Source organism: Blastococcus sp. SYSU DS1021, assembly GCF_054050995.1.
The window spans coordinates 190,031-216,982 of sequence record NZ_JBJHAL010000005.1 but is presented as its reverse complement, the minus strand read 5'-3'; the positions used below and the strand labels follow the sequence as shown (position 1 = coordinate 216,982).

At 72.7% G+C, this 26,952-nt stretch carries 23 protein-coding genes and 3 tRNA genes; 7 read left to right on the top strand and 19 right to left on the bottom strand.

The window, feature by feature from the left end; all coding sequences use genetic code 11:
- Positions 1-181 precede the first annotated feature (181 nt).
- The 5 genes from ACI8AP_RS05995 to ACI8AP_RS05975 form a co-directional block, all read right to left on the bottom strand.
- Positions 182-1,186: a tripartite tricarboxylate transporter substrate binding protein gene (locus tag ACI8AP_RS05995; protein ID WP_456588420.1), complete on the bottom strand. Its 1,005-nt coding sequence runs from the start codon at positions 1,184-1,186 to the stop codon at positions 182-184.
- A 42-nt stretch (positions 1,187-1,228) separates the two neighbouring features.
- Entirely contained in the window at positions 1,229-2,218 is a 990-nt protein-coding gene (locus ACI8AP_RS05990) for a tripartite tricarboxylate transporter substrate binding protein (RefSeq protein WP_456588419.1), read from the bottom strand.
- 124 nt (positions 2,219-2,342) lie between these two features.
- Positions 2,343-3,893: an acetolactate synthase large subunit gene (locus ACI8AP_RS05985; RefSeq protein ID WP_456588418.1), complete on the bottom strand. Its 1,551-nt coding sequence runs from the start codon at positions 3,891-3,893 to the stop codon at positions 2,343-2,345.
- 98 nt (positions 3,894-3,991) lie between these two features.
- Positions 3,992-4,492, bottom strand: coding sequence for a MarR family winged helix-turn-helix transcriptional regulator (locus tag ACI8AP_RS05980; RefSeq protein ID WP_456588417.1), 501 nt, complete (start codon positions 4,490-4,492; stop codon positions 3,992-3,994).
- Positions 4,493-4,532: 40 nt separating this feature from the next.
- Positions 4,533-5,696 carry a hypothetical protein gene (locus ACI8AP_RS05975; protein WP_456588416.1) on the bottom strand — a complete coding sequence of 388 codons (1,164 nt, stop codon included), beginning with the start codon at positions 5,694-5,696 and terminating at the stop codon, positions 4,533-4,535.
- A 319-nt stretch (positions 5,697-6,015) separates the two neighbouring features.
- Here ACI8AP_RS05975 and ACI8AP_RS05970 point away from each other — a divergent pair, with 319 nt between their 5' ends.
- Positions 6,016-7,296: an alpha-hydroxy-acid oxidizing protein gene (locus ACI8AP_RS05970; RefSeq protein ID WP_456588415.1), complete on the top strand. Its 1,281-nt coding sequence runs from the start codon at positions 6,016-6,018 to the stop codon at positions 7,294-7,296.
- 149 nt (positions 7,297-7,445) lie between these two features.
- Here the strand turns inward: ACI8AP_RS05970 and ACI8AP_RS05965 are convergent, their stop codons facing one another.
- The 10 genes from ACI8AP_RS05965 to ACI8AP_RS05920 all read right to left on the bottom strand — a co-directional run bounded on the left by ACI8AP_RS05965 (position 7,446) and on the right by ACI8AP_RS05920 (position 19,400).
- On the bottom strand, positions 7,446-10,142 hold the full coding sequence (locus tag ACI8AP_RS05965) for a transglycosylase domain-containing protein (RefSeq protein ID WP_456588414.1): 2,697 nt from the start codon (positions 10,140-10,142) through the stop codon (positions 7,446-7,448).
- Positions 10,143-10,367: 225 nt separating this feature from the next.
- Positions 10,368-12,605, bottom strand: a complete 2,238-nt coding sequence (locus tag ACI8AP_RS05960) for an MMPL family transporter (protein ID WP_456588413.1) — start codon at positions 12,603-12,605, stop codon at positions 10,368-10,370.
- 168 nt (positions 12,606-12,773) lie between these two features.
- Positions 12,774-13,253: a hypothetical protein gene (locus ACI8AP_RS05955; protein ID WP_456588412.1), complete on the bottom strand. Its 480-nt coding sequence runs from the start codon at positions 13,251-13,253 to the stop codon at positions 12,774-12,776.
- Between the two features lie 156 nt (positions 13,254-13,409).
- Positions 13,410-13,498 (bottom strand) — tRNA-Ser (locus ACI8AP_RS05950).
- Positions 13,499-13,597: 99 nt separating this feature from the next.
- Positions 13,598-14,128, bottom strand: coding sequence for a type II toxin-antitoxin system VapC family toxin (locus tag ACI8AP_RS05945; protein WP_456588411.1), 531 nt, complete (start codon positions 14,126-14,128; stop codon positions 13,598-13,600).
- Positions 14,121-14,900 carry a hypothetical protein gene (locus tag ACI8AP_RS05940; protein ID WP_456588410.1) on the bottom strand — a complete coding sequence of 260 codons (780 nt, stop codon included), beginning with the start codon at positions 14,898-14,900 and terminating at the stop codon, positions 14,121-14,123. The genes ACI8AP_RS05945 and ACI8AP_RS05940 overlap by 8 nt, the downstream gene beginning before the upstream one ends.
- Before the next feature lie 304 nt (positions 14,901-15,204).
- Positions 15,205-15,633 carry a hypothetical protein gene (locus tag ACI8AP_RS05935; RefSeq protein ID WP_456588409.1) on the bottom strand — a complete coding sequence of 143 codons (429 nt, stop codon included), beginning with the start codon at positions 15,631-15,633 and terminating at the stop codon, positions 15,205-15,207.
- 56 nt (positions 15,634-15,689) lie between these two features.
- The gene (locus tag ACI8AP_RS05930) at positions 15,690-15,926 is read right to left on the bottom strand and encodes a hypothetical protein (protein WP_456588408.1); all 237 of its coding nucleotides are present in this window, start codon (positions 15,924-15,926) and stop codon (positions 15,690-15,692) included.
- An 868-nt stretch (positions 15,927-16,794) separates the two neighbouring features.
- Complete coding sequence (locus tag ACI8AP_RS05925; protein WP_456588407.1) at positions 16,795-19,188, bottom strand: phage/plasmid primase, P4 family; 2,394 nt, start codon at positions 19,186-19,188, stop codon at positions 16,795-16,797.
- The gene (locus tag ACI8AP_RS05920; RefSeq protein ID WP_456588406.1) at positions 19,185-19,400 is read right to left on the bottom strand and encodes a helix-turn-helix transcriptional regulator; all 216 of its coding nucleotides are present in this window, start codon (positions 19,398-19,400) and stop codon (positions 19,185-19,187) included. The genes ACI8AP_RS05925 and ACI8AP_RS05920 overlap by 4 nt, the downstream gene beginning before the upstream one ends.
- A gap of 439 nt (positions 19,401-19,839) precedes the next feature.
- Here ACI8AP_RS05920 and ACI8AP_RS05915 point away from each other — a divergent pair, with 439 nt between their 5' ends.
- Both ACI8AP_RS05915 and ACI8AP_RS05910 read left to right on the top strand, forming a co-directional pair.
- The gene (locus ACI8AP_RS05915) at positions 19,840-19,968 is read left to right on the top strand and encodes a helix-turn-helix domain-containing protein (RefSeq protein ID WP_456588405.1); all 129 of its coding nucleotides are present in this window, start codon (positions 19,840-19,842) and stop codon (positions 19,966-19,968) included.
- A 16-nt stretch (positions 19,969-19,984) separates the two neighbouring features.
- Entirely contained in the window at positions 19,985-21,181 is a 1,197-nt protein-coding gene (locus ACI8AP_RS05910; RefSeq protein ID WP_456588404.1) for a tyrosine-type recombinase/integrase, read from the top strand.
- 9 nt (positions 21,182-21,190) lie between these two features.
- On the opposite strand, the gene ACI8AP_RS05905 is transcribed toward ACI8AP_RS05910, so the two are convergent.
- The 4 genes from ACI8AP_RS05905 to ACI8AP_RS05890 all read right to left on the bottom strand — a co-directional run bounded on the left by ACI8AP_RS05905 (position 21,191) and on the right by ACI8AP_RS05890 (position 23,538).
- Positions 21,191-21,874, bottom strand: a complete 684-nt coding sequence (locus tag ACI8AP_RS05905) for a hypothetical protein (RefSeq protein ID WP_456588403.1) — start codon at positions 21,872-21,874, stop codon at positions 21,191-21,193.
- 122 nt (positions 21,875-21,996) lie between these two features.
- Positions 21,997-22,069: transfer RNA gene (locus ACI8AP_RS05900), tRNA-Arg, on the bottom strand.
- Between the two features lie 20 nt (positions 22,070-22,089).
- A tRNA-Ser gene (locus ACI8AP_RS05895) sits at positions 22,090-22,178 on the bottom strand.
- 160 nt (positions 22,179-22,338) lie between these two features.
- Positions 22,339-23,538: an MFS transporter gene (locus tag ACI8AP_RS05890; RefSeq protein WP_456588402.1), complete on the bottom strand. Its 1,200-nt coding sequence runs from the start codon at positions 23,536-23,538 to the stop codon at positions 22,339-22,341.
- Between the two features lie 103 nt (positions 23,539-23,641).
- Between ACI8AP_RS05890 and ACI8AP_RS05885 the strand changes: the two genes are divergently transcribed.
- The 4 genes from ACI8AP_RS05885 (at position 23,642) to ACI8AP_RS05870 (ending at position 26,943) form a co-directional block, all read left to right on the top strand.
- Positions 23,642-24,172, top strand: a complete 531-nt coding sequence (locus ACI8AP_RS05885; protein ID WP_456588401.1) for a CGNR zinc finger domain-containing protein — start codon at positions 23,642-23,644, stop codon at positions 24,170-24,172.
- 119 nt (positions 24,173-24,291) lie between these two features.
- A complete protein-coding gene (locus tag ACI8AP_RS05880; protein ID WP_456588400.1) occupies positions 24,292-24,810 on the top strand; it encodes a phosphatase PAP2 family protein in 519 nt (172 codons plus the stop codon).
- Between the two features lie 107 nt (positions 24,811-24,917).
- Complete coding sequence (locus ACI8AP_RS05875) at positions 24,918-26,288, top strand: TrkH family potassium uptake protein (protein ID WP_456588399.1); 1,371 nt, start codon at positions 24,918-24,920, stop codon at positions 26,286-26,288.
- Positions 26,281-26,943 carry a potassium channel family protein gene (locus ACI8AP_RS05870; protein WP_456588398.1) on the top strand — a complete coding sequence of 221 codons (663 nt, stop codon included), beginning with the start codon at positions 26,281-26,283 and terminating at the stop codon, positions 26,941-26,943. The genes ACI8AP_RS05875 and ACI8AP_RS05870 overlap by 8 nt, the downstream gene beginning before the upstream one ends.
- Positions 26,944-26,952: the final 9 nt, after the last annotated feature.

The following is a 26,952-nucleotide window of genomic DNA, read 5'->3' as shown; positions in this document are numbered from 1 at the left end:
TGGAACGGCGGGTTGCAGACCACGAGGTCGACGCTGCGGTCGGGCACGGTCGCGGCGGCGTCGTCCCGGCGCACCTCCACGCGGTCGGCCACCCCGTTGGCGGCGGCGGGGGGGGGGGGGGGGGGGGGGGGGGGGGGGGGGGGGGGGGCGGGGCCCCCCCCCCCCCCCGCGACAGGATGGCTCACTCCTGCAGGATCGGCCCGTACGCCTCGACGATCTCGTCGATCCGCTGGGAGAAGGCGTCGCTGCCGATGAACTCGTCGGGCACGTACTGCTCGCCGAGCTGCTCACGCACCTCGTCCTTCTGCAGGCACGTGTCGACCGTCTCCTCGAGGGTCGAGACCACGTCGTCCGGGACGCCCGCCGGGGCGGCCAGGCCGAAGACGGACACGCTGTTGGTGAGCTCCGGGTACCCGGACTCGGCCAGCGTCGGCGCGTCGATGTAGTCGACCGGCTCGGGCGGGCTGATCGCCAGCGGGACGAAGTCGCCCGCGTCGATGTTCTCCAGGACGTCCTGCGAGGAGTTGATGAAGATGGCGTCGACGTTGCCGCCGCGGATCGCCGTGGTCATCTCCGCGTTGCCGGTGAACGGCACCGCGGTGACCTCGACGCCGTACTCCTCCGCGAGCCGCCGCAGCTCCATCGCCTGCGACGTCGTCGTCCCGGGGACGCCGACGTTGAGCTCGCCGGGGTTCTCCTCGGCGTAGCTGAAGAGCTCCTCGGCGGTGGAGAACTGGGAGTCCGGCCCCACGACGAGCGCCGAGGGGATCTCGGTGACGGCGGCGATCGGGACGTAGTCGTCGTTGGTGTAGCCGACGTCCTGCTGCAGCGGGTTGGTGGCCGAGGCCGGCACCGCGATCAGCGACAGCGTGTGCCCGTCGTTCCCACCGGCGAGCATCGCCTGCATCCCGACGGAGCCGGAGGCGCCCTCGCGGTTCTCCACGACGACGGTCTGGCCCAGCTCCTCCTCGATGCAGCTGCCGATGGTGCGCCCGGCGAGGTCGGTCGGGCCTCCGGCGGCGTAGGGGACGATCAGGGTGATGTTCTCCGTCGGGTAGTCCGACGCGGCGGCGTCGCCGCCACCGCCCCCTCCGCCGGTGTCGCCCCCGTCGTCACCACCACAGGCGGCGAGGGTGAGCACGGACGCGGCGATCAGCGCGGGCCAGGTCGAGCGGGTACGGCGCATGGGTTCCTCCGGTGGTCGGGGGTGGGTCGTGCGGGGATCGGGTCAGCCGAGGATCGGCTCGTAGACCTCCTGGGTGCGGTCGAGGACCTCGGCGAGCTCCTCGGCGCCGGCGAACTCCTCCGGGACGTACTGCTCGCCGATACGCTCCTGCACCTCCGGCTTCTCCAGGCAGGTCTGCAGGGTCTCCTCGAGCGTCGTGACGACGTCGTCCGGGAGCCCGGCCGGGCCGGCCAGGCCGAAGGTCGAGCCGGAGAGGGTCAGGCCGTCGTAGCCGAGTTCGGCGAAGGTGGGGGTGTCGGGCAGCCAGGAGAGCCGCTCCTCGGGCGAGGCGACGAGCGGGACGAAGTCGCCCGACTCGATGTTCTCGACCACGTCGATCGAGGCGTTGATCAGCACGGCGTCCACGTTGCCGCCGAGGAGGGCCGTGGTCATCTCGGCGTTGCCGTTGAAGGGGACGGCGGTGACCTGCACCCCGTGCTCGTCGGCCAGCCGCTGCAGCTCGATGGCCTGGGGGGTCGAGGCGCCCGGCGTGCCCACGGTGACCGTGCCGGGCTGGGCCTCGACCGCGGCGAAGAAGTCCTCCGCGGAGCCGTACGGCGAGTTCTGCCCGACCGCGAGGACCGACGGCACCTCGGCCATGACCCCCACCGGGGTGATGTCGTCCTTGGTGTAGCCCACCTCGTTGGCCAGCGGGGTCAGCACCATGGTGCCCGCGGTCACCAGCGAGAGGGTGTGCCCGTCGGGCTCGGCGGCGATGAGCTCGGTCGTGGCCAGCGCGCCGGAGCCGCCCGGCAGGTTCTCGACCACCACGGCCTGCCCCAGTTCCTCCTCGAGGCAGGCCCCGACGGTGCGGGTGGTCAGGTCGGTGGGCCCGCCGGCGCCGTACGGCACCAGCATCCGGATCGACTCGGTCGGGTAGGACGCCGCGCCACCGCCGTCCTCGCCGGTGGTGCCGGAGCCGCCGTCGTCCCCGCCGCACGCGGCGACGAGTCCGACCAGCGCGACGGCCGCGATGCCTGACGAGATGCGCATGTCTCTCCCCCAACGATCGCCGTTGATCGCTCCGCCGGACACGCCTGGCGGTGGTCCGGATCACCTGGATACAAGCACAGGGGTGAGTGGCCAGCGCCCCGAAAAGACAACGATCCGGACTCGGTCAGGGCACCGGGAGGACGACGTCGATCAGGTACGGTCCGGGCTCGGTGATCGCCCGGCGGAACTGCGCGGCGAACTCCTCCGCGGTCGTCGCCCGGCCGCCGGGCACGCCCATCCCGGCGGCCAGCGCGACGAAGTCGAGGTCCGGCCGGGCCAGCTCCAGCAGGTCCCTCGACCGCGGCCCGGAGGCCTCCGCCCCCACGTTGCGCAGCTCCCCCTCGAGGATCCGGTAGGAGCGGTTGCTGAACACGACCGTCGTCACGTCGAGCGACTCCCGGGCCTGCGTCCACAGCGCCGAGATGGTGTACATGGCACTGCCGTCGCCCTCCAGGCAGACGACGCGCTGCCCGGGGCGGGCGATCGCCGCACCCGTGGCGACCGGGAGCCCCTGCCCGATCGCGCCGCCGGTGAGGGTGAGCCAGTCGTGGCGCGGCGCCCCGGTGGTCGGCACCGGCATCTGCCGGCTCGACGTCACCCCCTCGTCGACGACGATCGCCCCCTCCGGCAGGAGGGCGCCGAGCACCGCGCCCACGGTGTCGGGGGTCAGCGCGCCGGTGGGGAGGTCGGGCCGCTCCAGGGGCTGCTCCTCCGGCTCCTCCGCCGGGCCGACGAGGTCGGCGAGCCGGGCCAGGGCGTCGACCACGTCGTCCGCGCCCTCGGCGAGCACGTGCACCTGGCACCCCTCGGGGACCAGGCTGCTGGGCCGGTCGGGGTAGGCGAAGAACTCCACCGGCGGCCGGGCGCCGGCGAGCACGAGGTGCCGGACGCCGGCCAGCCGCTGGGCGACCTGCTGCCCGGCCCGGGGCAGGCGCTCGACCGGCGGCAGGCCCGCCCCGCGCTCCAGCCTGGCCGGGAAGGTCTCGCAGTGCAGCCGGGCGCCGGTCGCACGGGCGACCCGGCTCGCCGCCCGCAGCCCCGGTGCCCGCGTCGCCGCTCCGCCCACGAGGACCGCGCAGGGCTCACCGGAGGTCAGCAGCCCCGCGAGCCGGGTGACGACGTCGTCCGGCACCGCCCGCGGCCTGCCCGGCTCCGGGGCCGCGGCGGGCTCGGCGCCCTCGGACCAGGAGACGTCGGCGGGCAGGACGAGCGTCGCGATCCCGCCGGGGGCCGTGCGGGCGGCGGCGATCGCCTCCGCCGCGTCGGCTCCGACGTCCGCCGCCCGGCCGGACCGGCGCATCCACGCCGACACCGTGCCGGCGAGCGCGTCGATGTCCGACTCCAGCGGGGAGTCGTACTCCTTGTGGTACCCGGCGTGGTCGCCGACGACGGCGACCATCGGCGTCGCCGCGCGGCGGGCGTTGTGCAGGTTGGCCAGGCCGTTGGCGAGACCCGGGCCGAGGTGCAGCAGGACGCCGGCCGGCCGGTCGGCCATCCGGCCGTAGCCGTCCGCGGCCCCGGTGGCCACGCCCTCGAACAGGCAGAGCACGCCCCGCATCTCGGGAACGGCGTCGAGCGCGGCGACGAAGTGCATCTCCGAGGTGCCCGGGTTGGCGAAGCAGACGTCGACCCCGCCGTCCACGAGCGTGCGGATGAGGGCGCGGGCGCCGTTCACGCCACCACCCCCGCGCGGCCGGTGCGGACGTGGGCTGGATCACGCTGGGCACCCATAGGGGGCACCGTACGCGGGCCGGCAGCGTCCGGACGGACGGGTCAGCGGCGGGTGCGGGTGGCGGCCGAGACCCGTGCGAGGGCATCGGTGACGACGGCGGCGTCGTCACCCAGCAGGCTCAGCAGGTGCGCGACGAGCTCGTCGTGCGTGGTGCGGGCCGCGGCCACCCGTTCCCGCCCCGCGGTGGTCAGCCGGGCGTGCAGCAGCCGCTTGTCGGCCTCCACCCGTTCGCGGATGACCAGTCCCTGGGCGACCAGCCGGTTGATGGTGCTGGTGACCCCGGGCCGGGAGAGGCCGACCGCTTCGGCCACCTCCCCCATGGAGGCCCGCTCCCCCGGCGACTCGGCGATGCGGCGCAACGCCTCGAAGCCGGTGAGGGAGAGGTCGTGGTGGCAGTGGAGCGCCGAGTCGACCCGCCGGGTGATGCGGTCGTGCACCTGCACGATGCGCAACCAGGTCTCGGCGGGGCGGGGAGCGACTCCGGGAAGAGCGGCAGCATCCCGGGGGACACCGCGCGCGAGCGCGTCCTCGGACCGTGGCACCCGCTCAGACTCCCCGGATCACGCGCCGGTGAAACCGAACTCAGACGGCGGAGATCGAGCCCACGGCGCGCCGCCCGGCGTGCTGGCGCCCGGCGACCGAGACCAGCCCGCCGGCGGTGGCCACGAGCGCCACCGCGGCGACCGCCAGGGAGGCCAGCGACACCACGCCCCGGGCGGGCGCGGCCTCCTCCACGGCGGCGGCGACCTGTAGGGCGACGCCGGTCCGCACCGCGGAGTCGGCGCCCACCAGGTCGAGGGTGGCGGGGCCCGCCGCGGCGCCCTCGGGGATGCGCACGTCGACGCGGACCTCGCCGGCGAGGTTCGCGGTCGCCGTGGCCAGCACGGTCTCGCCGCCGTGGAACACGATGCTCACCTGCTCCCCGGGGTTGAAGCCGGCGCCGCGCAGCACCACCGTGCCACCGGGCTGGACCTGGGGAAGGCCGCCGCCCGGTCCGCCCGCCGCGAACGCCCCGACGTCGCCGGAGGTGCGCGTCGGGGTGCCCGTGGTCGTGGTCCCGGAGCCCGTCGGGGTGCCCGTGTTCGGCGGGGAACCGGGCGTCGTCGTGGTGCCGGGGGTCCGCGGCGCGGTGGTCCCCGGGAGGGTGGATCCCGTGGTCGGGCCGCCGGTGGTCGGGGCGCCGCTGGTCGTGGGCGCCGGTTCGGACGGCTCGACCGTGGCCGTCGGCGGCGCCGGCGGGGGCGGCGGCGGAGACAGGGCGACCTGGCAGTCCTCGACCGTGGGCCGGGTGAGCGTGTAGTCCGCCAGCTCGTCGACGTAGGTCCGGCCCGACCCGTCGCGCGCGGTGAACTCCAGCCGCGGGTCGATCGTCTCGCCGGGGGCGACGTCGTCGGTGCGCAGCACCACGCTGCCCAGGGGCGCGAGCGTGGCCTCGTCCTCACCGGACGGCGTCCGGGTGGTGGCCAGGCGCACACTGTAGGGAGCGGTGCCGGCGACGACCTCCACCACGATCCCGCCCGGGTGGCAGCTGGGGCCGTGGGTGACGCGGGCGTCGGGCCGGGTGGGGTCGTCGAGCGCCTGCGCGGGGGCGGCCGTGGAGACGGCGAGGCCGAGCAGGACGACGAGGAGGCCGGTCACGACACCGGCGGGGAGGGCGCCGCGGACCACCCGGGCCGACGTCGTCCGCGTCTGCCCGGTGATCCGCTCGAAGCTGCCGTTCAGCCCGCTCTCCCCTTTGCGATGCACTCGAGTTCCAGATGATGACGGAAGTGACGCTTCGTTGCTAGCCCGTTACGCGCGTGTCGGGCGTGTCGTGCGGCGTGTCTGGATCGACCCGCCGTCCCCCCGTTCGGGGGAACCGCCGGACGCCCGTTCGTCATTCCGGCGAGCTCGGGCACTACCCGGATCCCCCGCTCCTCACCCACGGGACTTCGCCACCCCGGCGCCCGCCACCACGCGCCCCGGGCCTCCGGTCGGCCAGGACCGGGTGCGGACCAGGCAACGAGCCCCGGCGCGACCGCGCCCCTCCTCCTGCCGCCGTGAGGGGGGTCACTACGGTGACCGCGTGGACGAAGCGGGTGCGGGCCGACGGCGGCAGAACGAGGTGTACCGGGCCGGGGTGTACGGCCACTCCCCGCGGGTGCCGGTCGGCGTCCGGCGGCTGCAGGAGCGCGCCAAGCGGGCCCTGGACGCCCGCGCCTACGCCTACGTCGCGGGCGGAGCGGGCGACGAGGTGACCCAGCGGGCCAACCGGGCAGCGTTCGACCGGTGGGCCGTGGTGCCGCGGGTGCTGCGCGACGCGAGCGTCCGCGACACCTCGGTGGAGCTGTTCGGGCGCCGGCTCCCCGCCCCGCTGCTGCTCGGCCCGGTGGGCGCACTGGAGCTGGTGCACCCGGAGGCCGACCTGGCCGTCGCCCGCGCCGCCGCCGCCACCGGCGTGCCGATGGTCTTCTCCAACCAGGGCTCGCGGTCGATGGAGGAGTGCGCGGCCGCGATGGGCGGGTCGCCGCGGTGGTTCCAGCTGTACTGGTCGACGTCCGACGAGCTCGTGGAGAGCCTGGTCCACCGGGCGGAGACCGCCGGTTGCGAGGCCCTGGTGGTCACCCTCGACACGACGATGCTCGGCTGGCGCCCGCGCGACCTCGACCTCGGGCACCTGCCGTTCGCCCTGGGCAAGGGCATCGCGCAGTACACCTCCGACCCGGTGTTCCGCCGCCTGGTCGAGGAGCGCGCCGCGGCCGCCGGCCCCCGCGAACCACAGCCCCGGCCCACCCCGGCGGCGGTCAAGGCGCTGGTGACGATGGCGCGGGCCTGGCCCGGGTCGTTCCGCGACAACCTGCGCTCACCGCTGCCCCGCGCGGCCGTGGAGACCTTCATGGCCATCTACTCGCGGCCGTCGATCAGCTGGGCCGACCTGGCCTGGCTGCGCTCCCGCACGAAGCTGCCGATCCTGCTCAAGGGCGTGCTGCACCCCGACGACGCGCGGCGCGCGCTGGACGAGGGCATGGACGGCGTGGTCGTGAGCACGCACGGCGGGCGCCAGGTCGACCGGTCGATCGCCGCGCTCGACGCGCTGCCCGACGTCGTCGCGGCCGTGGGCGACCGGGCGCCGGTGCTGCTCGACAGCGGCATCCGCAGCGGCGCCGACGTCTTCACCGCCGTCGCCCTGGGTGCCCGCGCGGTGCTGCTGGGCCGGCCGTTCGCCTGGGGTCTCGCGCTGGCCGGCGAGGCGGGTGTGCGGCAGGTCGTCGAGGACGTCGTCGGCGAGTTCGACCTGACGCTGGGGCTGACCGGGCACACCGCCGTCGACCAGCTGACGCCGGAGGTCCTGCGCCGCGTCGGCTGACGGACGCTCCGGCGCCGCGGGTTGACGCCGCCTGTGGCCTGGGTCACAGTGGGAACCGGGCGGGGGCAGCCGGGAAACAGTGGCTACCCACTGCTGGGTAGACCGACCAACGCGGCCAGACCGTCAGGACCGGCCCCCCGCCCCCACTCCTACTGCACCGCGTCCGGCGGGGGGTCCGCCGTCTCCGGGGTCGGCGGTTCCGCGGGCGGCTCCGTCGGCGTCTCCGGCTCCGTCGGCGTCTCCGGCTCCGTCGGCGGGTCGGGCTCGCTCGGCGGCGGAGGCGGCGGCTCCGGCCTCGTCGGCGGCGGAGGCGGCGGCTCCGGCCTCGTCGGCGGCGGAGGCGGCGGCTCCGGCCTCGTCGGCGGCGGAGGCGGCGGCTCCGGGCTCGGCGGCGGAGGCGGCGGCTCCGGGCTCGGCGGCGGAGGCGGCGGCTCCGGGCTCGGCGGCGGAGGCGGCGGCTCCGGGCTCGGCGGCGGAGGCGGCGGCTCCGGGCTGGGCGCGGGTGGCGGCGGCGGAGCGGGGGCCGGGGACGGCTCGGGCGCGGGCCGCGGCGCCGGGGTCGGCGTGGGGCGCGGCGGGTTCCAGCGGGCGCCGTTGCTGACCAGCACCGTCACCGTGTCACCGCGCTGGAGGAGCGTGCCCGGCGCGGGGTCGACGCCGACGACGGTGCCCGGGCGGAGCGCGCTGCTGACGCGGACGAACGAGGCACCGAGGTCCCGGGCGGCGAGCAGCTGGCGGCAGCCGGCGGCGGACCGGCCGGGGCAGCCGGCGGGCACCCCGGCCCGGGTCCCCTCCACGAACTGCGGGTCGGCCGGCGGGAAGGGCACCGGCTCCCGGGTGCTCAGGACCGGCTGCATGGCGTCGTGCCAGATCTGGGCACCCTTGCCGCCGCCGAAGCCGCCGACGTCCTGGTTCTCCACCGGGTTGTAGACCATCACGCTGGCCGAGACCTGGGGCGTGTAGCCGACGAACGCGATGGAGAAGTTGTCCTGCGTCGTCCCGGTCTTGCCGGCGATCTGGTGGCCCGGCACGTACGCGCGGCGGCCGGTCTGCCCGGGGTGGCCCGGCTCGACGTCCTTGCGCAGCGCCTGGTTGAGCGTGTTCGCCAGCCCGGGGGCGACGACCTCCTCGCAGCGCGGGCCACCGAGCGGCTGCCCGTCCTCGCCCAGCACCGGCTCCCCGGAGCGGTCGAGCACGCGCTGCACCGGCATCGGCTCGCAGCGGGTACCGCTCGCGGCCAGCGTGGCGTAGGCGTTCGCCAGGTCCAGCGGGCTGGTGGCCTCGGCGCCGAAGGTGAACGACCCGCGGTTCTCGGCGACGATCTGGTCGGCGACGGGGTCGAGGGAGCGCAGGCCCAGGCGCTGGGCCATGCGCACCGGCGCCTCCACGCTGCCGAGCTGGTCGGACAACGCGAGGAAGTAGGTGTTGGAGGACATGTAGAGCGCCTGCTCCATGTCCAGCGTCGCCCGGTAGCGGCCGGCGTTCTCGACGTCGTAGGGGCCGTCGCCGTCCCGGTAGACCGTCGACTCGTAGGGGTCGGAGGTGGTGATGCGGTGCTCCAGGCCGAGACCCTGCTCGAGCGCGGCGGCGGCGGTGAAGACCTTGTACGTCGACCCGGTGCCCTGCCCGGCCGCGACGTTGAGGTTGACCATCGTCTGGGTGGGGTCGCCCTCGTCGGCGCCGTAGGTCCGGTTGACCGACATCGCCAGCACCCGGCCGGTGCCCGGCTCCACGGCCGTGTAGATGCCCGCGCGCGGGTCGTCGGGCGCCAGGGTCGCCAGGACGGCGGCGTCCCCGGCCTGCTGCACGGCGGGGTCCAGCGTCGTCTCGATGGTGAGCCCGCCGGTCTCGATCGCCTCCTCGTCGAGCCCGAGCGTGCCGGTCAGGTAGCTCATGGCGTAGTCGCAGAAGAAGCCGCCGATCCGGGCCTCCTGGCAGCCCCGCGGTGGCCCCTCGCCGGGCGTGGGGACCACCGGTTCGCTCCGGGCCTCCTCGACCGCGGCGGGATCGGCCATCCCGAGCTCCGCCATGCGCGCGAGGACGACGTCGCGGCGCTGGGTGGCCCGGTCGGGGGCCACGAACGGGTCGTACTGCGCGGGGCTCTGCACCAGGCCGGCGAGCGTGGCCGCCTGGGCGAGGGTCAGTGCGTCCGGCGCCACGCCGAAGTAGGTCTCGGCCGCGGCGGCGACCCCGTAGGCACCGGCGCCGAAGTAGACCCGGTTGAGGTACCGGGTGAGGATCTCGTCCTTGGTGTAGTCCTGCTCCAGGGCGAGGGCCAGCTGGGCCTCCCGGAGCTTGCGGGCCACGCTCTCGTCGGTGGCGGCCTGCCGGCTGTCGGGGTCGGTGGCCGACTGCAGGCGGATCTGCTTGACCAGCTGCTGGGTCAGCGTCGAGCCGCCCTCGACCACCTCGCCGGCGGAGATGTTGCGGACCAGCGCACGGGCGAGCCCCTTGCCGTCGACGCCACTGTGGTCGAAGAACCGGCTGTCCTCGATCGCGACGAGCGCGTCCTTCATCACCGGGGCGATCGCCTCGGAGGGCACCACCGTGCGGTTGCGCCGGTAGAACTCGGCGATGAGGGACCCGTCCGCGGCGAGCATGCGGGTGTTGCCGGCCGGGGTGCGGTCCAGCAGTTCGTCGTCGACGGGGCGCATCAGGTCGGTGCCGGCGCGGGTGGCGAGAGTGGCGCCGCCTACGAGCGGCAGGGCGAAGCCGGCGAGCAGCGCACCGGCCAGCACGACCGCCATCGCCAGGCCCAGCAGCGCGCGCCACCGGCGAGGGCGCCGGGCGGGCGCTTCCTCGACCCCGGGCAGGGGCAGACCTCCGGAGACGGGACGGGGCGACACGGAACTCCTCGGCACAGGCGACAACGGCGGCGCCCACGCGGAGCGGACCCGTGTTCCTCGGTACCCCGCGAAGTGCGAAGTGCCAGCCGGCGGACCGATCTGTCACACAATCGCAAAGAGCCGCCTCCGCCCCGAACGCAGCTCTGGGGGCCGAGTTCGCGATCTGCGGGCCCTGCAGGACCCCCGGAGCGCGTGCTCGACCCCCAGAGCGGGGAGCGAACGCGGTCAGTCCCCCGCCGGCACCAGCGGCGCCGCAGGCGCCGGCCGCGGGACCGGCACCACGGCCGGCAGCTCGCCGGCCGGCTCGTGCCGGACGGTCGGCAGCCACCCCAGCCACCGCGGCAGGTACCAGTTGCGCTCGCCGAGCAGCTGCATCACCGCGGGCAGCAGCAGCGCCCGGACCACGGTGGCGTCCAGCAGCACCGCCACCGCCAGGCCCAGCCCGATCTGCTTCATGCTCGTCATCGACAGCGTCACGAAGGTCAGGAAGACGAACACCATGATCACCGCGGCGCTGGTGACGACCCCGGCCGAGGACGTGATGCCCTGCGCGACGGCGTCCCGGGTGGCGAGCCCCCGGTCCCGGGCCTCGCGGATCCGGCTGAGGATGAACACGTGGTAGTCCATCGACAGGCCGAAGAGGATGACGAACAGGAACAGCGGGATCCAGTTCACGATCGCCCCGGTCCGGTCGAGGTCGATGAGGCCGGCGCCGATGCCCTCCTCGAAGACGAGCACCATCACGCCGTAGGCAGCGGCCACGCTCAGCAGGTTGAGCACGATCGCGGTGATCGCGACGGTCACCGAGCGGAACGAGACCAGCAGCAGGAGGAAGGCCAGCACCAGGACGAAGCCGAACACCCACGGGGTGCGCTCGGCCATGAGCTCGTCGAAGGCCACCGAGTAGGCCGTGCCGCCGCTGACGACCGCGGTCACGCCGTCCAGCGCGCCGACGGTCTCGGGCACGATCTCGTCGGCGAGGGTCGCGAGGGCGTCGCGGGAGGCCTGCTCCTCGCCGTCGCCGGTGAGCGGCACCCCTACGACGGCGACCGTGCCGGCCTCGTTGGTCTCGACGGCGATCGGCTCGTTCATCTCCCCGCTGGCCAGGGCGCGCTCGCGCAGCTCGGCGATCGCGGCCTGCACCTGCGGGGCGGCGACGTCGGGCGCCTCGATGACCACCTCGGCCGGTGAGGGTCCGCCGGGGAACGCCTCGGTGATCCGGTTGTAGGTCTGGATCACCGCGAGGTCCTGCGGCAGGTCCTGGACGCCCTCGGCACGGAGGTCCATCGACGCCGCCGGGACGGCCAGCCCGACGAGGACACCACCGGCGACGACGGCGGCGACCAGCGGCCGGCGGAGCACCGCCCCGAGGACGACGGGCCAGAAGCGGCCGGGCCGGTCGGCGGCGCGCCGGCGCAGGAACGGCAGCCGGCCCTTCTCCACCCGGTCACCGAGCCACGCCATCATCGCCGGCAGCACGGTGAGCGAGCCGAGCACCGAGCAGGCGACGACCAGGATGGTGGCGGAGGCGACGCCGGTGAAGACCGAGAAGCCGGTGAGGAACATGCCGGCCATCGCGACCATGACGGTGATGCCGGAGATGAGCACCGAGTGCCCGGAGGTCGCGGCGGCGATGTCGAGGGCGTTCACCGGGCCGGCGCCCTTGGCCCGCTCCTCGCGCTCCCGCTTGAGGTAGAAGAGCGAGTAGTCCACGCCGACGGCCAGGCCGATCAGCAGCATGACGATCTGCGCGGTCTGGTCGACGTGCCAGATCTGGCTGGTGAGGCTGAGCAGCCCGAGGGCGCCGACGAAAGCCGTCAGCGCGAACACCAGCGGGAGGAGGGCGGCGACCAGCGCGCCGAAGGTCAGCAGCAGCACCGCCAGCGTGATCGGGATGGAGAGCAGCTCGGCGCGCTGGAAGTCGGCGTCCAGGGTCTCGTTCAACGCGACGTCGGCGCTGGTGCCGCCGAACTGCTCGACGCGCACGTCGTCGTGCTCGGCAGCCACCGCGGCGACCGCGGCCTGCACGGGGGCGATCTGCTCGGCGGCGTCGCCCGGGTCGCCGGCGAGGTCGAAGGTGACCAGGGCGGAGCGACCGTCGGCGGAGACCAGCGGGGCGCCGTCGAGCGGGCTGACCAGGTTCGTGACCTCGGGGGTGCCTCGCAGCCGGTCGACGAGGTCGGTGAGCGCGGCGGTGGCGGCGGCCTCGGGCACGTCGGCGTCGCGCTGCACCAGGATCATCTCCGCGGCCGGCTCCTCCCAGCCGTGGTCGGTGAGGATCTGCTGGGCCCGGGCGGGCTCGCCGAGGGTCTGCTCGGCCGAGGTCAGCTGGGCCTGCGGCACGAACGAGCCGAGTGCGACGGCGGCCACCACGAAGGCCAGCCAGCCGAGCACCGCCGTCTTCCGGTGCCGGGCGCTCCAGCGTCCGACCCGCCCCGCGAGGTTGCGGGATCCATCCATCATCGTCTCCTGTCCGAGTACGGGTGTCCGCAGGCCAACCTGCTGGTCACGGGGCCGGGGCGGCCCAACCATGGGGGCGCGGCCCGCCGGCGGAGAGACTTCCGGAGGAGGCAGGAGCGAACATCAGGGAAACCCCTGAACCGCTCCCTGATCTTGGTCCCGGGTCGCGGGTCAGCGGTTCCGGCGGGCCTGGACGACGTCGATGACGACCGCGACCACGATGCCGACGCCGAAGACCACGATCGACACCCGGTCCGAGCGCGATCCGGCGTCCAGCTCTCGCCAGAGGCCCACGGCGAGCACCGCGCTCGCCGTGAGGATCGCGCCCCGCATCGCCCACACGAGCCAGCCCTTGCCGGGCGGCGCGGGGGTGCTGGTGACGTACAGACCGAACGCGCTCCAGGCAGCCATGGCCCCGAGCACGACGGTGCCGAAGATGCTCACCCCCTGCTCGGGGTCCTGGGCTGCGACCAGCGCGGCGACGGCGACCGCGCCGACGACACCCGCGCCCAGCACCGGGTACAGCCATCGGGGCGCCGCCCGGTGGTCGACCGTCGGACCCGGAGGGACGTCGACGTGACCCCGGGGCTCGGCCCGCCGGCCGACGAGTGCCAGCAGGACGAGCAGGCCGACGACGAGGGGATCGGTCACGCGCAGACGGCGGCGGGAACTAGTCACGAGGCATGCGTCGGAACCGCGCCGGGCTGGCTTGAGCGCATCCCGGAGCGCCGCGGCGGCGGGCGGAAAACGAATCTGCCGCGCCTCCCCCGTCGGGGCGGCGCGGCAGATCGGTGTCTCAACCAGACGTGCACCCGAAGGGATTCGAACCCCTAACCTTCTGATCCGTAGTCAGACCCAGCCCGTGCGGGCGGATGTCGCCGCGTGTCAGCCACTGCTTCTTGTGCTGGTCAGCGGAGTCAAGGGTTGCGGATGAGTGCCAAGCCCTATCGGCGATTCCTGGGCGGTTCGCGCCCACCATGCGCCCACGGAACGGGTCACCGCCCGCCCGCATTTCGGGTCGTCTCGTGGACGTCGATCTCGGTCTGCGGCGGAAGCTGCCGCTGCGGCCCCACGACGAGCATGGGACTGATGCCCTCCCGCCCGTTGGTCTTCAGCAACCCGTTGTCCCAGGTGTAGAGGACCAGGCACCCCGCTGTTAGCGCGGCGGCGAGAACCATCGCGTCGCCGCCCTTCAGCTCGTGTTCCTGGGCCAACTCAACCGCCCGCTCGGCAACTCGCTGGTCGATGTCCACGACAAGCGCGCGACTGTCGCGCACCCATTTGAGGAACCGCTGGACCCGCTCGGCTCGGACCTCGCGGTCGCGCGCCGCCTGAGGGCGCATGGCTCTGTTGCCGCACGTCTCGGCGATGACCGAGGCGGGCAGAACGAGCTTGACCGTCCCTCGCTCCACCGCGTCCTCCAGCAACCACCGCGCACCGTCCAGCCGCTCGGGGTAGCCGGGAGCGTCGGTAAGGAAGTCAACGAGGACGTCCGCGTCCACGCATACGCGGGGCGGATCAGCCACGCCGCTGCTCGTCAACAAAGGCGTCAGAGTCCAGCCCGGCTGTCCACTCAGGACCGAAGAGCCCGCGCAGGTTGCGGACCGGCTCCGCTGGCCTCCGCTTTAGAGCCTCGATGCCCTCGGCGGAGACGGACAGCACGCGGCCCTCGGCATTGCGGCGCAGCTCGCCCCACACCATGACGTCACGCTCGATGTATGGGATGACGTCCACCCGCTTCTCCGGGGGGAACGTGATGCGGATGGAGCGGCCGGTCGCCTCGTCGGTTAGAGCGACCCGCGGCCGCTTCTTCCGGCCGTCGTAGACATTGAGATGGCCTCGGACCGAGCCGATGGAGATGGTCCTCTCGGCGATGGACGCCGCCGCGTTGTTTAGCACCGGCCCGCGGAGGTCCACTTGGCGGTCGGGATCGTTGAGCCACAGGGAAGCGCTCTCGACGCCTGCCATCCCGGTGATGCGGCGCAGTTCCAGGAGATGCTCGATGTCGATTGGCGACCAGCCGTCGGGCTCGCCGGCTCGCCGGTCGAGCTGACCGATGCCCCGCACGATGTCGCGGAACCGGTCGGTTGACTCCTGCGTCACGGCGCCGCCGGGGCGCACGGCGACCGCCGCGCTCCCTGCTTGCAGCGCACTCAGCGCCCACACGTTCTCCGCCGCCCCACCACCGGGCGGCGTTCCCAGGAGCTTCAGGATCGCCGACAGCCCCGCCTGGAGCGCCCGCGCGTCGATGACTCCCAGGTGGCCGCCCAGGTACAGGCCAAGCTCGTCGTCCTCCACGCCGCGTCACCTCCCTGGACCATCTACGGCAACTGTGGGCCAACCTTGCGACAGTTTGACCGTTCTGTGACCTGTGTGGCCAATCCAAGATCACGGTCCGTAACCCGATCTAGCGGCTGTCCATGTCGCCCGCCTGCGGCTTGGTCAACAGCGATGCAGCCTCCCGCTCCGTCCCCGTGCGGGGGTCGGTACGGGCGTCAACGAAGACGTCCGCGTCTACGCATAGGCGCGGCGGATCAGCCACGCCGACGGCGGGTCCTCCCCGGCGCAAGTGACACGCAGGAAGTGACAGGCTCGCCGGCCGCTAGTCCGCAAGCTCCGGCCGATGCAACAGCCAGTCGGTGAGCGCCGGCACGGTGAGCCGTACCAGGCGGTTGGCCAGCGCGCCCCCGTAGGCTTCGCCCGCCTCCGTACCGCGCCTGTCTGCCCCTAGGTCGATCTCCTCACGGTCCACCCAATACATTTCGTGGGTGACGATCGGGGCCACGACCGGCGTCACGAATCCTCCGTGACTGACGCGGATCGCGTCGGCGAGCTGGTGGCCCAGTCGGTTTCTTGCGTGCCGAAGGCCGAGAACCGTGTCGGCAACGGCCCCTGCCGCTCGGTCATCCTTATATCCGGGCGAATCCATCTCCAGCCGGTCATCGAGGGCCATCGCCCACCACAGCACCTCGGTCGTGGCGATCAGCATGTCGTCGACATCCAAGCTCAACCGGGTCGGCTCCCAGCGCACTAGCGCCTCCTGTAGACCCCGTGCCGCCCGTCGCATACCAGCGTGGTTCATACCGTCTACTCGCCGTCGTCGCTGTGAAGCGGCTTTTCTCCCCACAGGAGGTCCCATCGGTCCTCGTCGGCGGCGTCGTCGTCGGCGGCCCGGCGATACAGCTCGTAGCTCTCCACTCCCCCTTCGTCCCGTTTGTGTCGCGCGATCGTTTCTACGGCCGAGGTGATCGCGGCCTTGTCGTCGGCCGAGTGGTACTCGCTGAGAACCGGTCCTCTGTTGACGGTCAACTTGTAAAAGGGCATGGCGACGAGACTAATGACGCCGGTCACATCGACGGCCGAGGATGGTCAACGCCCTCACCTTCAGCGAGGCGCGGGCACTCGTCGCCGACCGCCACCAGGTCGGGGACTGGCCGACGCTCACATGCCTCCGTCGGGGTGCAGGCCATGACCCACGTGGAGGCGTGACGGTCAGCGCGGAGGCATGTCGTGGCCGCGGTCCATGCAGGTGCGGACCGGGGGCCGCCTCACCCCCGCCGCCGTCGCCGGCATTTCGATGCGGTTGACCCGCACCTCCTTCTGACAGCGGGTGCGTCGTGCGGCTCGCCGTCGAGGTATCCGCATACGCACGCTCATCGATCGCTCGGGCCGCCCCATCGCAGTCACCCCAGACGGCCTTCCGGCTGAGGAGCCGTGGCGCGGAGCTGTTATCCACGTCCAAGGCACGGACGTGCCCCACCAGCAGATGCAAGCCGCCTGGGAGCGCATGAGACGGGAGCACGAGACCTAGGTCCACGGACTTCCCGCTCGGGGCGAACAGGGACACGCAGGAAAGTGGCACTGGCGGAGTGACGTAGCTGGGATTGGACGCCCTTCCCAGGCGGAAGCCCAGAGTCGTACGGAACCTGGGAAGCAGGGCGCTGCGGGGCGCAACGGCGCCCCCGAGGGGAGGGCCCTCCCCTCGGGGGCGTCTGATTCGGTATCAGCGGACGCGCAGCTGACCAGCGACAACACGCTGAATGGGCGCGGAGTGGGCGCAGCTGGGAGCACAAGAGACGGCCTGGCTCGCGAGGCGGGCTCTTCCGCACACGGCTTCGCTACAGCGAAGAGAGGTGGCGTTCCCGGAGGCGGTCAGCCCGGCCCGATACAGCTCGCTCTCGCCGTCCAGACGTCATGCCGCCTCGGCGTGCAGCGGGAACGTGCTGCAAATCGGGAGCCAGCCGTCACAGGATCCGTCGTCGTAGTACTCACACAGCCAGTCCACGCCAGACCCGCCCTCGCTGACCAGCATTGGCGCATCGCAGAACGGGCAGGGAGGGGAAAGTGGCAGAGGTGGCAAGTTCCCCCCACCCTGCTCACCCCAGGAAACACGCTCTTCATCGGTGCTCTTGATGGAGGGACGAGCTTCAGCGTCGGGCATGGGGTAGGTGAGAGTTGCCACCTTTGCCACCGGCGGCCCCGCCCGGTCCCCATCCTCATCCTCATCCTCCTGGCCCCACTGCCCCTGAGGCTTGACTGTGACGTTGAGGCCGCGCGCCTTCGTCTTCTCAGCCCGCACGTCACGAACGCCCGCGATGGTTGACAGCCGCTCGACGAACTTCACCTGCCCCATGCCCCCACCGCGCTGGTCGTCGGCCCATTGCATGAACGCCCGGTGCAGGACGCTCTTGGTCGCCATCTGGTCGGCCGGGACCGTTGCCGTCCCGGACGGGTGGACGGTGCAGCAGGAAGCGACGAACAGACGCACCCGGTCGGAGCCGAGTTCGAACTCTTCGCGCACGGCGGTCACGGTGGGAAGGAACGCCCCCCGAGCCTCCCGACGCTGCCAAGCCTTGACCCAGCGGACGAGGATGCCGGGCAGCTCCCGAACCATCGCCGCTTCGATGGCCGGGTCTTCCCGTCCGGCGAAGGTCTGCGCGAACCGGAACGGCTTGACGCGCTCGGAGTACGCGCGACTGGACTCGGCCACCGCCGGCAGAGAGTTGCCGCCGAAGGCGAACAGTGCCCGGTTGCGGAAGGTGAACTGCGACCCGTACTTCCGGTTGGCCTGGACAGGGTCATTGCCGGTCATCATTTTGAAGATCGACACGTCCTCCACGTCGGCGGCCTTCATGTCTGAGGCCACGTTCAGCGCCTTGCCGAAGACGTTGGCCGCCGCAAATCGGTCGGTAGAGAGCTGGTGGAGCGTCACAGCGGAGGTGTTCTCCGTCCCGGCCATCGCCTGCATCAGCCGCAGGAAGGTGGACTTCCCGGACCGGGACGGCCCGTACAGGAACACCGCCTTTGTGGGCGTCTGGCTCGGGTCGAGCATCTGCGAAGCGACCTCCTCCAGATCGTCGGCCTGGTCAGGGATCACCTCGCCCAGCCAGCGCTCGTACGTCGGAGCGGTGGCGTCGGCATCCCAGGTGACCGGGAACTGCACCGACGACAGGTAGGCGGGGTGATGCGGCAGCAGTTCGCCCGTGGCCAGGTCGAGCATCCCGTTGCGCACGTTGAGCAGCGGCCGGTCGATGTGGGTGGGGAGGACGCGCCCGTCGTTGTAGAGCCGGCCGACCAGGAACTCCTCCACCGTGGACCGATGCAAGGGACGGAACTCGTCGCCCAGCAGCCGGGCCACGCTGCCGATGAGGGCGGCGCCGTCGATCCGATAGGCGCCGTCTAGGTACAGCGCCACGCGGCGCTCTTCGGTGAGTGCGGCCGGGTGCCGCTCCACCACCGCGACGGACAGCGCCTCGGCCCGGAGGCTGCCGGTGTCGCTGAAAAACTCGCTGGCGCTCGCCTTCTTTGGCTTGGCCTTCGGCCTGGCGTCGGCGGGTTTGGTGCCCGCCCTCTCAATCAGCCGGGCCAAGACGATCGCGCGGCGGTCGGCGGGCTGGGCGGCGAGGTAGTCGTCCAGCCCCGCCTTCCTGCCAGCGCCGGCGAGCCGAAGAAAGCGCACGTTGGTCGCTCCTTGGACCTCCAGCGCGTCCTTCAGTTCCATCCCCGCGTTGTAGACGTTGAGGTTGCTCGCGGCGTCGGCATCCAGCGCAACGATGACTTCTCGGCCGTCCACCACGGACAAGTCAGGGATGGCAACCGAGGTGCCCCCGTCTCGCCATCCCCAGCAGCCCGGAAGGCCGTAGACCGCAAACTCTCTCGGGGCATGGACTGCCGCCGCGATGCTCTGCATGGTCCCCTCGGAGAGCAGGATCGGCCCGATCCCGTCGTCGTCCCGCAGGCGGCTGAGCACCATGCCTGAATCGATGGGGAATACGTACTTGACCGGCACGCCGTCTGAGTTGCTAACCGGCTCGTCTGGCCGGTACTGAAGCACCGCGTACCCGGACGGTGAGCGCCACGGGAAGACGAGTCCGGGGATGGTGGCGAAACGGCCAGCCCGAAACTCCTCAGGCAGCTCCTCGGGTGCGGTGACCGAGTAGGCGCCGAACCGCTCGGCGTCAGCCGCCGTGAGGCCACGCGGTGCGAACACATCGCGGGCGTGTTCGGCGGTAATCTTGTCGCTGGAGCTGCCAGGCCCACCGACATCGGGGATCGTGCCCTCACGGGTGCGGTCCCCGGCGTTCATGCCGGCACTCCCAGCAGCTCACGCAGATGAGCGGACACCACGCGGTAGCGGCCGCCGACCTTCAGCACCGGGACCGGGAATTGCCCCCGCCGAGTCAACTCGTAGGCGGTCGTGCGGCCGATACCGAGCACGCGCGCGGCGTCGGGGTACATGTCGATGACCGGCGGCAAGTTCGCCAAGTCGATGGTTGTGGTTGTGCAGGTCGCGGCCATGACGGCTCCACAAGGGTGTGATCCTCGATGGCCCCCGCCCGCACTACGGGCTCCCCATCCGGCCACGGTGTCCGTGGCCTGCGGTTCCGGGTGCGCGCCCGGCCGGTCGAACGCTCGCGCGTTCCGCGCCTCGAAGGGTTCGCTCGACGCCCCGGGCGTTACCCGGTGTTCCCCATTGCGCCGTCCGCCAGGTCGGGGATATGCCTGCCACGGCGCTTGCCTGGATGCCCGTGGACCCGCCTATTTGCTATCACGTTACCACACCCTGCAGCACTTGCCGTAAGGCTTCAACCCTCTGACCAGCGTGTATGTCATACACACCGGCAAGCACGCTTGACAGCTATTGTGAAGCGCGCTTTACTGCAGCATGGCCGGTGAGGACTTGAGCAGGGTCCGGCGCGCAAGCAAACGCTTGGCGGACCGCCGACGAGCGCTTCAGGTGGCGGACGACGAGTGGCGGAAGGCCATCCGCGAGGCGATCGACTGCGGGACCTCCGTCACCGCCATCGCAGCGGCCGCCGGAGTCAGCCGCGAACGGATCTACCAAATTCGCGACGACCGTCGCTGACCGAGAGGGCGCCGCCATGAAGGGCTCCACGTTTCGTCGCTGCGGCTGCCGCGACAATGCCGGAAAGCTGCTCACCTCCTGCCCTCGGCTCGGCCGCGAACGCGGGCACGGCTCGTGGTACTACCGCGCCGACGTCGGGCGGGATGCCTCTGGCCGACGCAGGGAACAGCGCAAGGGCGGGTTCCCGACCAAGGCCGAGGCGGACGCCGCACTGGCCGCCGTCCTGCACGCCGCGAACACCGGCGACCACCGCCACGACGGCCGCCAGACGGTCGGAGCCTACCTGGCGGCCTGGCTCGCAAATCGCGAGGCCGACGGTCTGCGTGCCTCCACGGCGGTGATGTACCGCCGCTACGTCGAGCGAGATATCGTCCCAGCGCTCGGCCACGTCCGACTTGGAGACCTGCGGCCCGGGCACGTTGAGAAGCTGATGCGCGACCTCCGCGTGGCAGGTCGAGGTGCCACCACGATGCGACGGATTCACGCCACCCTGCGCTCGGCGCTATCGTCGGCTCGCCGGGCCCGCCTGGTGCCCTACAACGCCGCGACGGACGTGTCCCTGCCGTCCGTCCGCCCCGCCAAGGTGGAGCCGTGGTCGGGCACCGAGCTGGCCACGTTCCTCGACCACTCCGCCGGGCACCGACTCGGAGCCCTGTTCGAGGTGATGGCATTCACTGGCCTGCGTCGGGGTGAGGCCGTCGCCCTACGGTGGGCGGACGTAGACCTAGAGCATGGCGTCATCACGGTGCGCTCCCAGCTCGTAGAGGTCGGCGGCAAGGCGGTGGAGGGCAAGCCGAAGACGCGCTCGGGCGAGGACCGTCGGGTGGACATCGGTCAGCGGACCATCGGGGCGCTGCTGGCCCACCGGCTTGTGCAGGACGCCGAGCGGGACACCTGGGCCGAGGGCTACACCGACAACGGCCGGGTATTCGCGCGCGAGGACGGCACCGACCTCGCACCCTCACAGGTGACCAAGGTGTTCACCCGGCTCACCACCGCCGCCGGCCTTCGGGCGGTCCGCCTGCACGACCTCCGCCATGGGGCGGCGTCGCTGATGCTGGCCGCCGGGGCGGACATCGCCGTCGTGAGCAAGCGCATGGGGCACAGCTCAATTCGCGTGACGGTGGACACCTATAGCCACCTGCTGCCGGGCGTCGGCCGATCGGCCGCCGAGGCGGCGGAGTCGCTGGTACGCCCACGGGCGACCGCCTGACTCAGGCAGCTAGGTAGAGAGACCGAGCAGGAACAAGCATCGCTCGCCCAGGCTCGTAATCTGCCAGACGGGAGCACCGGCCAAGCTTGCGTAGTTCGTTCCGCTGGCATCCCTGAGGAGGCCCTGGCCGCCGAGCACAGCCACCAGGCCGTCAACGACATCCCTCAAAGCGGGCAAGGCTTGCGCCAAGTGATCCGCCTGCCAGCCGACAATGGCCTTGGTCTCGGTATCGAGCATGTGTTCAGGCGGCACAGGACTCGCGTGAACGTACTCAAGGACGACAACGTGCGGGCCCTCAAGGACCGCCAGCGCGGATGCCAGCACTAGCGCCTCGCCGGTTGCACCCTCGTCGCCAAGTCCGTCGGCCAGCACCTGCCCGAGCGCTTGAATCTTGGCTGGGATGGTGGCTCGCGCGGCAGCCTCGATCACCCGTGCGGTCAGCTCTAGGCGCTCGTCATAGCCAGGTTTCCGCTCATCGAGGATGTCCAGCCCCGTGTCAAGGATGTCCGCTGCGACAGCTAGCGCCTCGTTAGCCTTCGCTCTCCAACGCCGATGGACGGCTGACGCAAGAACCGGCGCGAAGCCTCCAGCCACCACGCCCAACGGACCCGCCCCGAGAGCCAGCTGGGCGATCACCCCGGTAGTCGCCGCCGCGGCCGCATCGAGGTGGTCGCCAGCCTGAGAATCGCCCATGACACCGAGGGTGCACCGGGCCACCGACAAGATGCGCCCACATTGCGCCCACCCGACCCTGGAAACGAACCTGCGCGCCTCCCCCGTCGGGGAAACGCGCAGGTCGGTGTCTCAACCAGACGTGCACCCGAAGGGATTCGAACCCCTAACCTTCTGATCCGTAGTCAGATGCTCTATCCGTTGAGCTACGGGTGCCTGTGTTCAGTTGTCGTGCGCGGAGGCTCCGGGATTTGAACCCGGGATGGGGATTAACCCAAACCGCATTAGCAGTGCGGCGCCATAGACCGGACTAGGCGAAGCCTCCCGGGGCTCGAGTCACCTCGTAACCACCGAGGAGAGAGACTACCAGCGCCGCCGGGCCCGGGTCTCCCGGGGGGTGCCGCGCCAGGCCGCACGGACGAGTGCGACGAGCTCGTGGCCACCAGGCCGCGAGCACCACGAGTTCGTCGCACTCGACGCAGCAGTCAGGCGGCGACCGTCTCCCGCGAGCGGGTGGGGGCCAGCGGGCTGCGGCCGGGCACGAGGGTGACGACGACGGCGGCGGCCGCCCCGGCGCAGGCCAGCAGGAGCGCCCCCGGCACCCCGGACGACGTCTCGATCAGCGCACCACCCAGGGCCGCGCCGATGGCCGAGGCGCCGACGGTGATCGTGGAGAGCCAGGTGAACGCCTCGGTGGTGGCGTGCACCGGCGCGAGCGAGCCGACCAGCGAGTTCTGCACCGTCAGGGTCGGCGCGATCGCCGTCCCCCCGAGGAACAGCAGCACGCCCAGCGCCCACGGGCTGGACACCCAGGCCAGCGGCGCGAGGCCGATCGTGACGCCGAAGAGCAGCCAGCGGTACTGCCGGGGCAGCGACGCACTCATCACCCGCGCCCCGAACCACAGGCCACCGGCGACCGATCCCAGCGACCAGACCGCCAGCAGGACCCCCGAGAGGCCCGGGGAGCCCGTGGAGCCGGCGAACGCCGGGATCGCGACCTCCAGCGCCCCGAACCCCAGCATCACGGCCGATCCGCTGAGCAGCACCCGGGGCATGCCGGGGGCGAGCACGGTGCTGAAGAGGCCGGCGGTGGGCGCCGCCGCGGGCACCCACGACCGGGCGGCACGGGCGACGCCGAGCGCGCCGACGACGGCCAGCGCGCCGGCGAGCCCCACGGCCCACGCCGGCGCGGCCAGCACCGCCAGCGCGGCGACCAGCGTCGGGCCGACGACGAACACCAGCTCGGTGGCCGTGGCGTCGAGGGCGTAGGCGGTGGAGCGGACGCGCGGGTCGGTGCGCGACCACAGGGCGCGGACGGTGCCGGAGACCAGCGGCGTGCTGGCGCCGGCCAGGGCGGAGGCGGCCACGACGGCGGTGTCCGGCGCGCCGCCGAGGGTCACCGCCACCAGCAGGGCGAGCAGCAGCGGGTAGAGCGCCGACTGCGCGAGCAGGATGCGGCGGGGTCCCTTCCGGTCGGCGAGGCGGCCGAGGACCGGCGCCATCACGGCCGACGCGATGCCGAGGGTGGCCGCGGCCAGGCCGGCGATCGCGTAGGAACCGGTCTGCTGCTGCACCATGAGCAGCAGCGCGAGCGGCACCATGGACGACGGCAGACGGCCGGCGAAGCCGGCGAGGAGGAGCACCTTGGCGGAGGGAAGCCGCCAGACGGCGAGGTAGGCACGCACGCTTGCACTCGTTTCGCACTGCAGGGGAAGGAAGAGTAGGCGGTCAAAGAGCGTTGACCGCCTACGCAGTCCCGAGACTAGGGACAGATGAGTAGGGAGTCAATTGGACTACGACACCTACGGGTCGACCGCGGTCGAGCTGGCTATCTCCCTGGCCAACGCCGACCTGGCGCCCGAGGACGGGATGGCGCGCTTCCTGGCGGCCCACGACGAGTGGTTCACGCCCGGCACCTCGCTGGACCTCACGCCGGCCGACGCCCAGAAGGCCGCCGCCACGGCGCAGCTGGTGCGCGCCGTCGCGCTGGCCGAGTCGCAGCCCGACGTCCTCGCCCGGCTCAACGAGCTGCTGGCGCTGGCCCGGCCCCGTCCCTACGCCACCGACCACGACGGCGACCTGCACCTGCACTACGCCCGCCCCGACGCCCCGGCCCTCGAGCAGCTGACGACGACGGTCGCGATGGGCCTGTCGCAGGTGGTGGTGCAGCACGGCTGGCAGCGCCTGGGCGTGTGCTCGGCCGAGGGCTGCGACGACGTCTACGTCGACACCTCGCGCAACGCCAGCCGCCGCTACTGCTCCAACACCTGCGCCAGCCGCTCGACCGTGGCCGCCTACCGGGCCCGCCAGAAGTCCTGACCCCGCCCCGAATGATCAGGTGACCTGGTCATTCGGGGTCCTGGCTCACCATCGACACCGAGCCAGGACCCGGAACGATCAGGTGGGCTGATCATCGACGCGGCGGCTAGCGTCCGGTCGTGCCCATCCCCCGCGACGTCGACGCGCGGCTGCACGCCTGGATCGGCGGGTTCCCGACCACCCCGGCCGACCGCTGGCTGCGCCACCTCTCGGCCGCGGCTGACCACGGGAAGCTGTGGCTGCTGCTCGCGCTCGCGCTGGGCGGCCGCCCCGGCCGGCTGCGGCGCGGCGCCGTCCGCGGGGTGGGGTCGATGCTGGTCACCAGCGCGGTGGTCAACGCCGTCCTCAAGCCGACGTTCGGCCGGGTGCGCCCGGACCTGGCGAACCTGCGCACCGAACGCCGGCTGTGCCGCGAACCGGGGAGCCTGTCCTTCCCCAGCGGGCACTCGGGCTCGGCCGCTGCCTTCGTCACCGGGCTGGCCCTGGAAGCACCCGCGGCCGGAGCCGGGCTCGCCCCGCTGGCGCTGGCCATCGGCTACTCGCGGGTGCACGTCGGCGTGCACTACCCCGGGGACGTGCTGGCCGGGCTCGCGGTGGGCGGCGCGGTCGCCGCGGCCGGCCGGCGCGTCCGGCGCTGAGCGGCCGGGCCGGATGACCCGCCGGACCGGCTGCGTGAGAAGCCCACGGGCGGTGTGCGAAGGTGGCTCGCCCACCGACCGTCGGAGGCGCTGACGGGAGGACCGCGGTGACGCAGGGCTACCGCGCACCGGTGCCCCAGCGGGCCATCGCCCGGGGCTTCCGGCACCCGGGGCGGGTCATCGCCGGAGCGTTCCTGCTCGCGATCGCCGTGGGCACCGCGCTGCTGTCGCTGCCGCTGGCGACGCCGGGGCCCGGCCGCGCCGACCTCCTCACCGCGCTCTTCCACGCGACCTCCGCCGTCTGCGTCACCGGGCTGGTGACCGTGGACACCGGCACCTACTGGTCCGGCTTCGGGCAGGCCGTCATCCTGGGGCTCATCCAGGCGGGTGGGCTGGGGATCATGACCCTGGCCAGCCTGGTCGCGCTGCTGCTCTCCCGGCGGCTGGGTCTCCGCGCACGCCTGATCGCGCAGGCCGAGACCAAGTCGTTGTCGGCGGCCGACGTGCGCCGGGTGATCGTCCGGGTCGTGCTGTTCAGCCTCGCCTGCGAGGCGGTGGCGGCGGCGGTGCTGACCACCCGGTTCGCCCTCGGCTACGACCAGCCGGCCCCCGCAGCCCTGTACAGCGGGGTGTTCCACGCGATCTCGGCATTCAACAACGCCGGCTTCGGACTCCACGCGGACAGCCTGGTGCGCTACGTCGGCGACCCCTGGGTGAGCCTGACGATCGCGGCGGCGGTCATCGTCGGCGGCTTGGGCTTCCCGGTCGTGTTCGAGCTGGTCCGGTCATGGCGCCGGCCGCGGACCTGGTCGGTGCTCACCCGGATCACGGTGATCGTCACGGCCGCGCTGCTCGTCGTCGGCACGGCCGGCTACCTGCTCGCCGAGTGGCGGAACCCCCGGACGCTCGGTCCGCTCGGGTTCGGCGACACCGTCATGGCGGCCTTCGTCGCCGGGGTGATGCCGCGCACGGCGGGGTTCAACAACCTCGACATCGCCGCGCTGCAGCCGGAGACGCTGCTGCTCACCGACGCGCTGATGTTCATCGGCGGGGGCAGCGCCGGCACCGCTGGCGGGATCAAGGTGACGACGTTCGGGTTGCTGGCCTACGTGCTCTGGGCGGAGCTGCGCGGGGACGTCGACGTCGAGGTGGGCCGCCGCCGGGTGCCCCCTACGAACCAGCGGCAGGCGCTGGCGGTGGCGCTGCTCGGCATCGGGGTGGTCACCGTCGCCACGTTCGCGATGGAGGCGCTGACCGACTTCTCCTTCGAGCAGGTGCTGTTCGAGACCGTCTCGGCGTTCTCCACCGTCGGCCTCTCCACGGGCATCACCGCGGCCCTGCCGCCGGGCGCCCAGCTGCTCGTCGTCCTGCTCATGTTCGTCGGCCGGATCGGCCCGCTCACACTGGCCTCTGGCCTGGCCCTGCGGGACCGCGCCCGGCCCTACCAGCTCCCCGAGGAGAGGACCATCGTTGGCTAGTCACAGGGACCCGGTCGCCGTGATCGGGCTGGGCCGGTTCGGCACCGCCCTGGCCACGGAGCTGGCCGGCGGCGGCACCGAGGTGCTGGCGATCGACCACCGGCCGGAGATCGTCCAGCGGCTCTCCGGCCAGCTGGGGCAGGTGGTCGTCGCCGACGGCACCGACCTGGACGCACTGCGGCAACTCGGTGTGGGCGAGTTCCGCCGGGTGGTCGTGGCCATCGGCACCGACCTGGAGGCCAGCATCCTGACGACGTCGCTGCTGGTCGAGCTGGAGATCGCCGACATCTGGGCCAAGGCCCTGAGCAGCCAGCACGGCAAGATCCTGGAGCGGATCGGCGCCCACCACGTGGTGTTCCCCGAGCACGAGATGGGCGAGCGCGTCGCGCACCTGGTCTCCGGCCGGCTGCTGGACTGGGTGGAGCTGGACCCGCAGTGGGTGTTCGCCAAGACGAAGCCGCCGCGGGAGATCGTCGGGGTGCCGCTCGGGGAGACCGGGCTGCGCAGGCGGCACCGGGTCACCGTGGTGTCGGTCAAGCCGGAGGGCGACGAGGCCTACACGCACGCCGCCGTCGACACGGTGCTCACCTACGGCTCGACGATCGTGATCGCCGGCCGGCCGCGGGATGTCGAGCGGTTCGTCGACCTGCAGTGACCCCCCGGG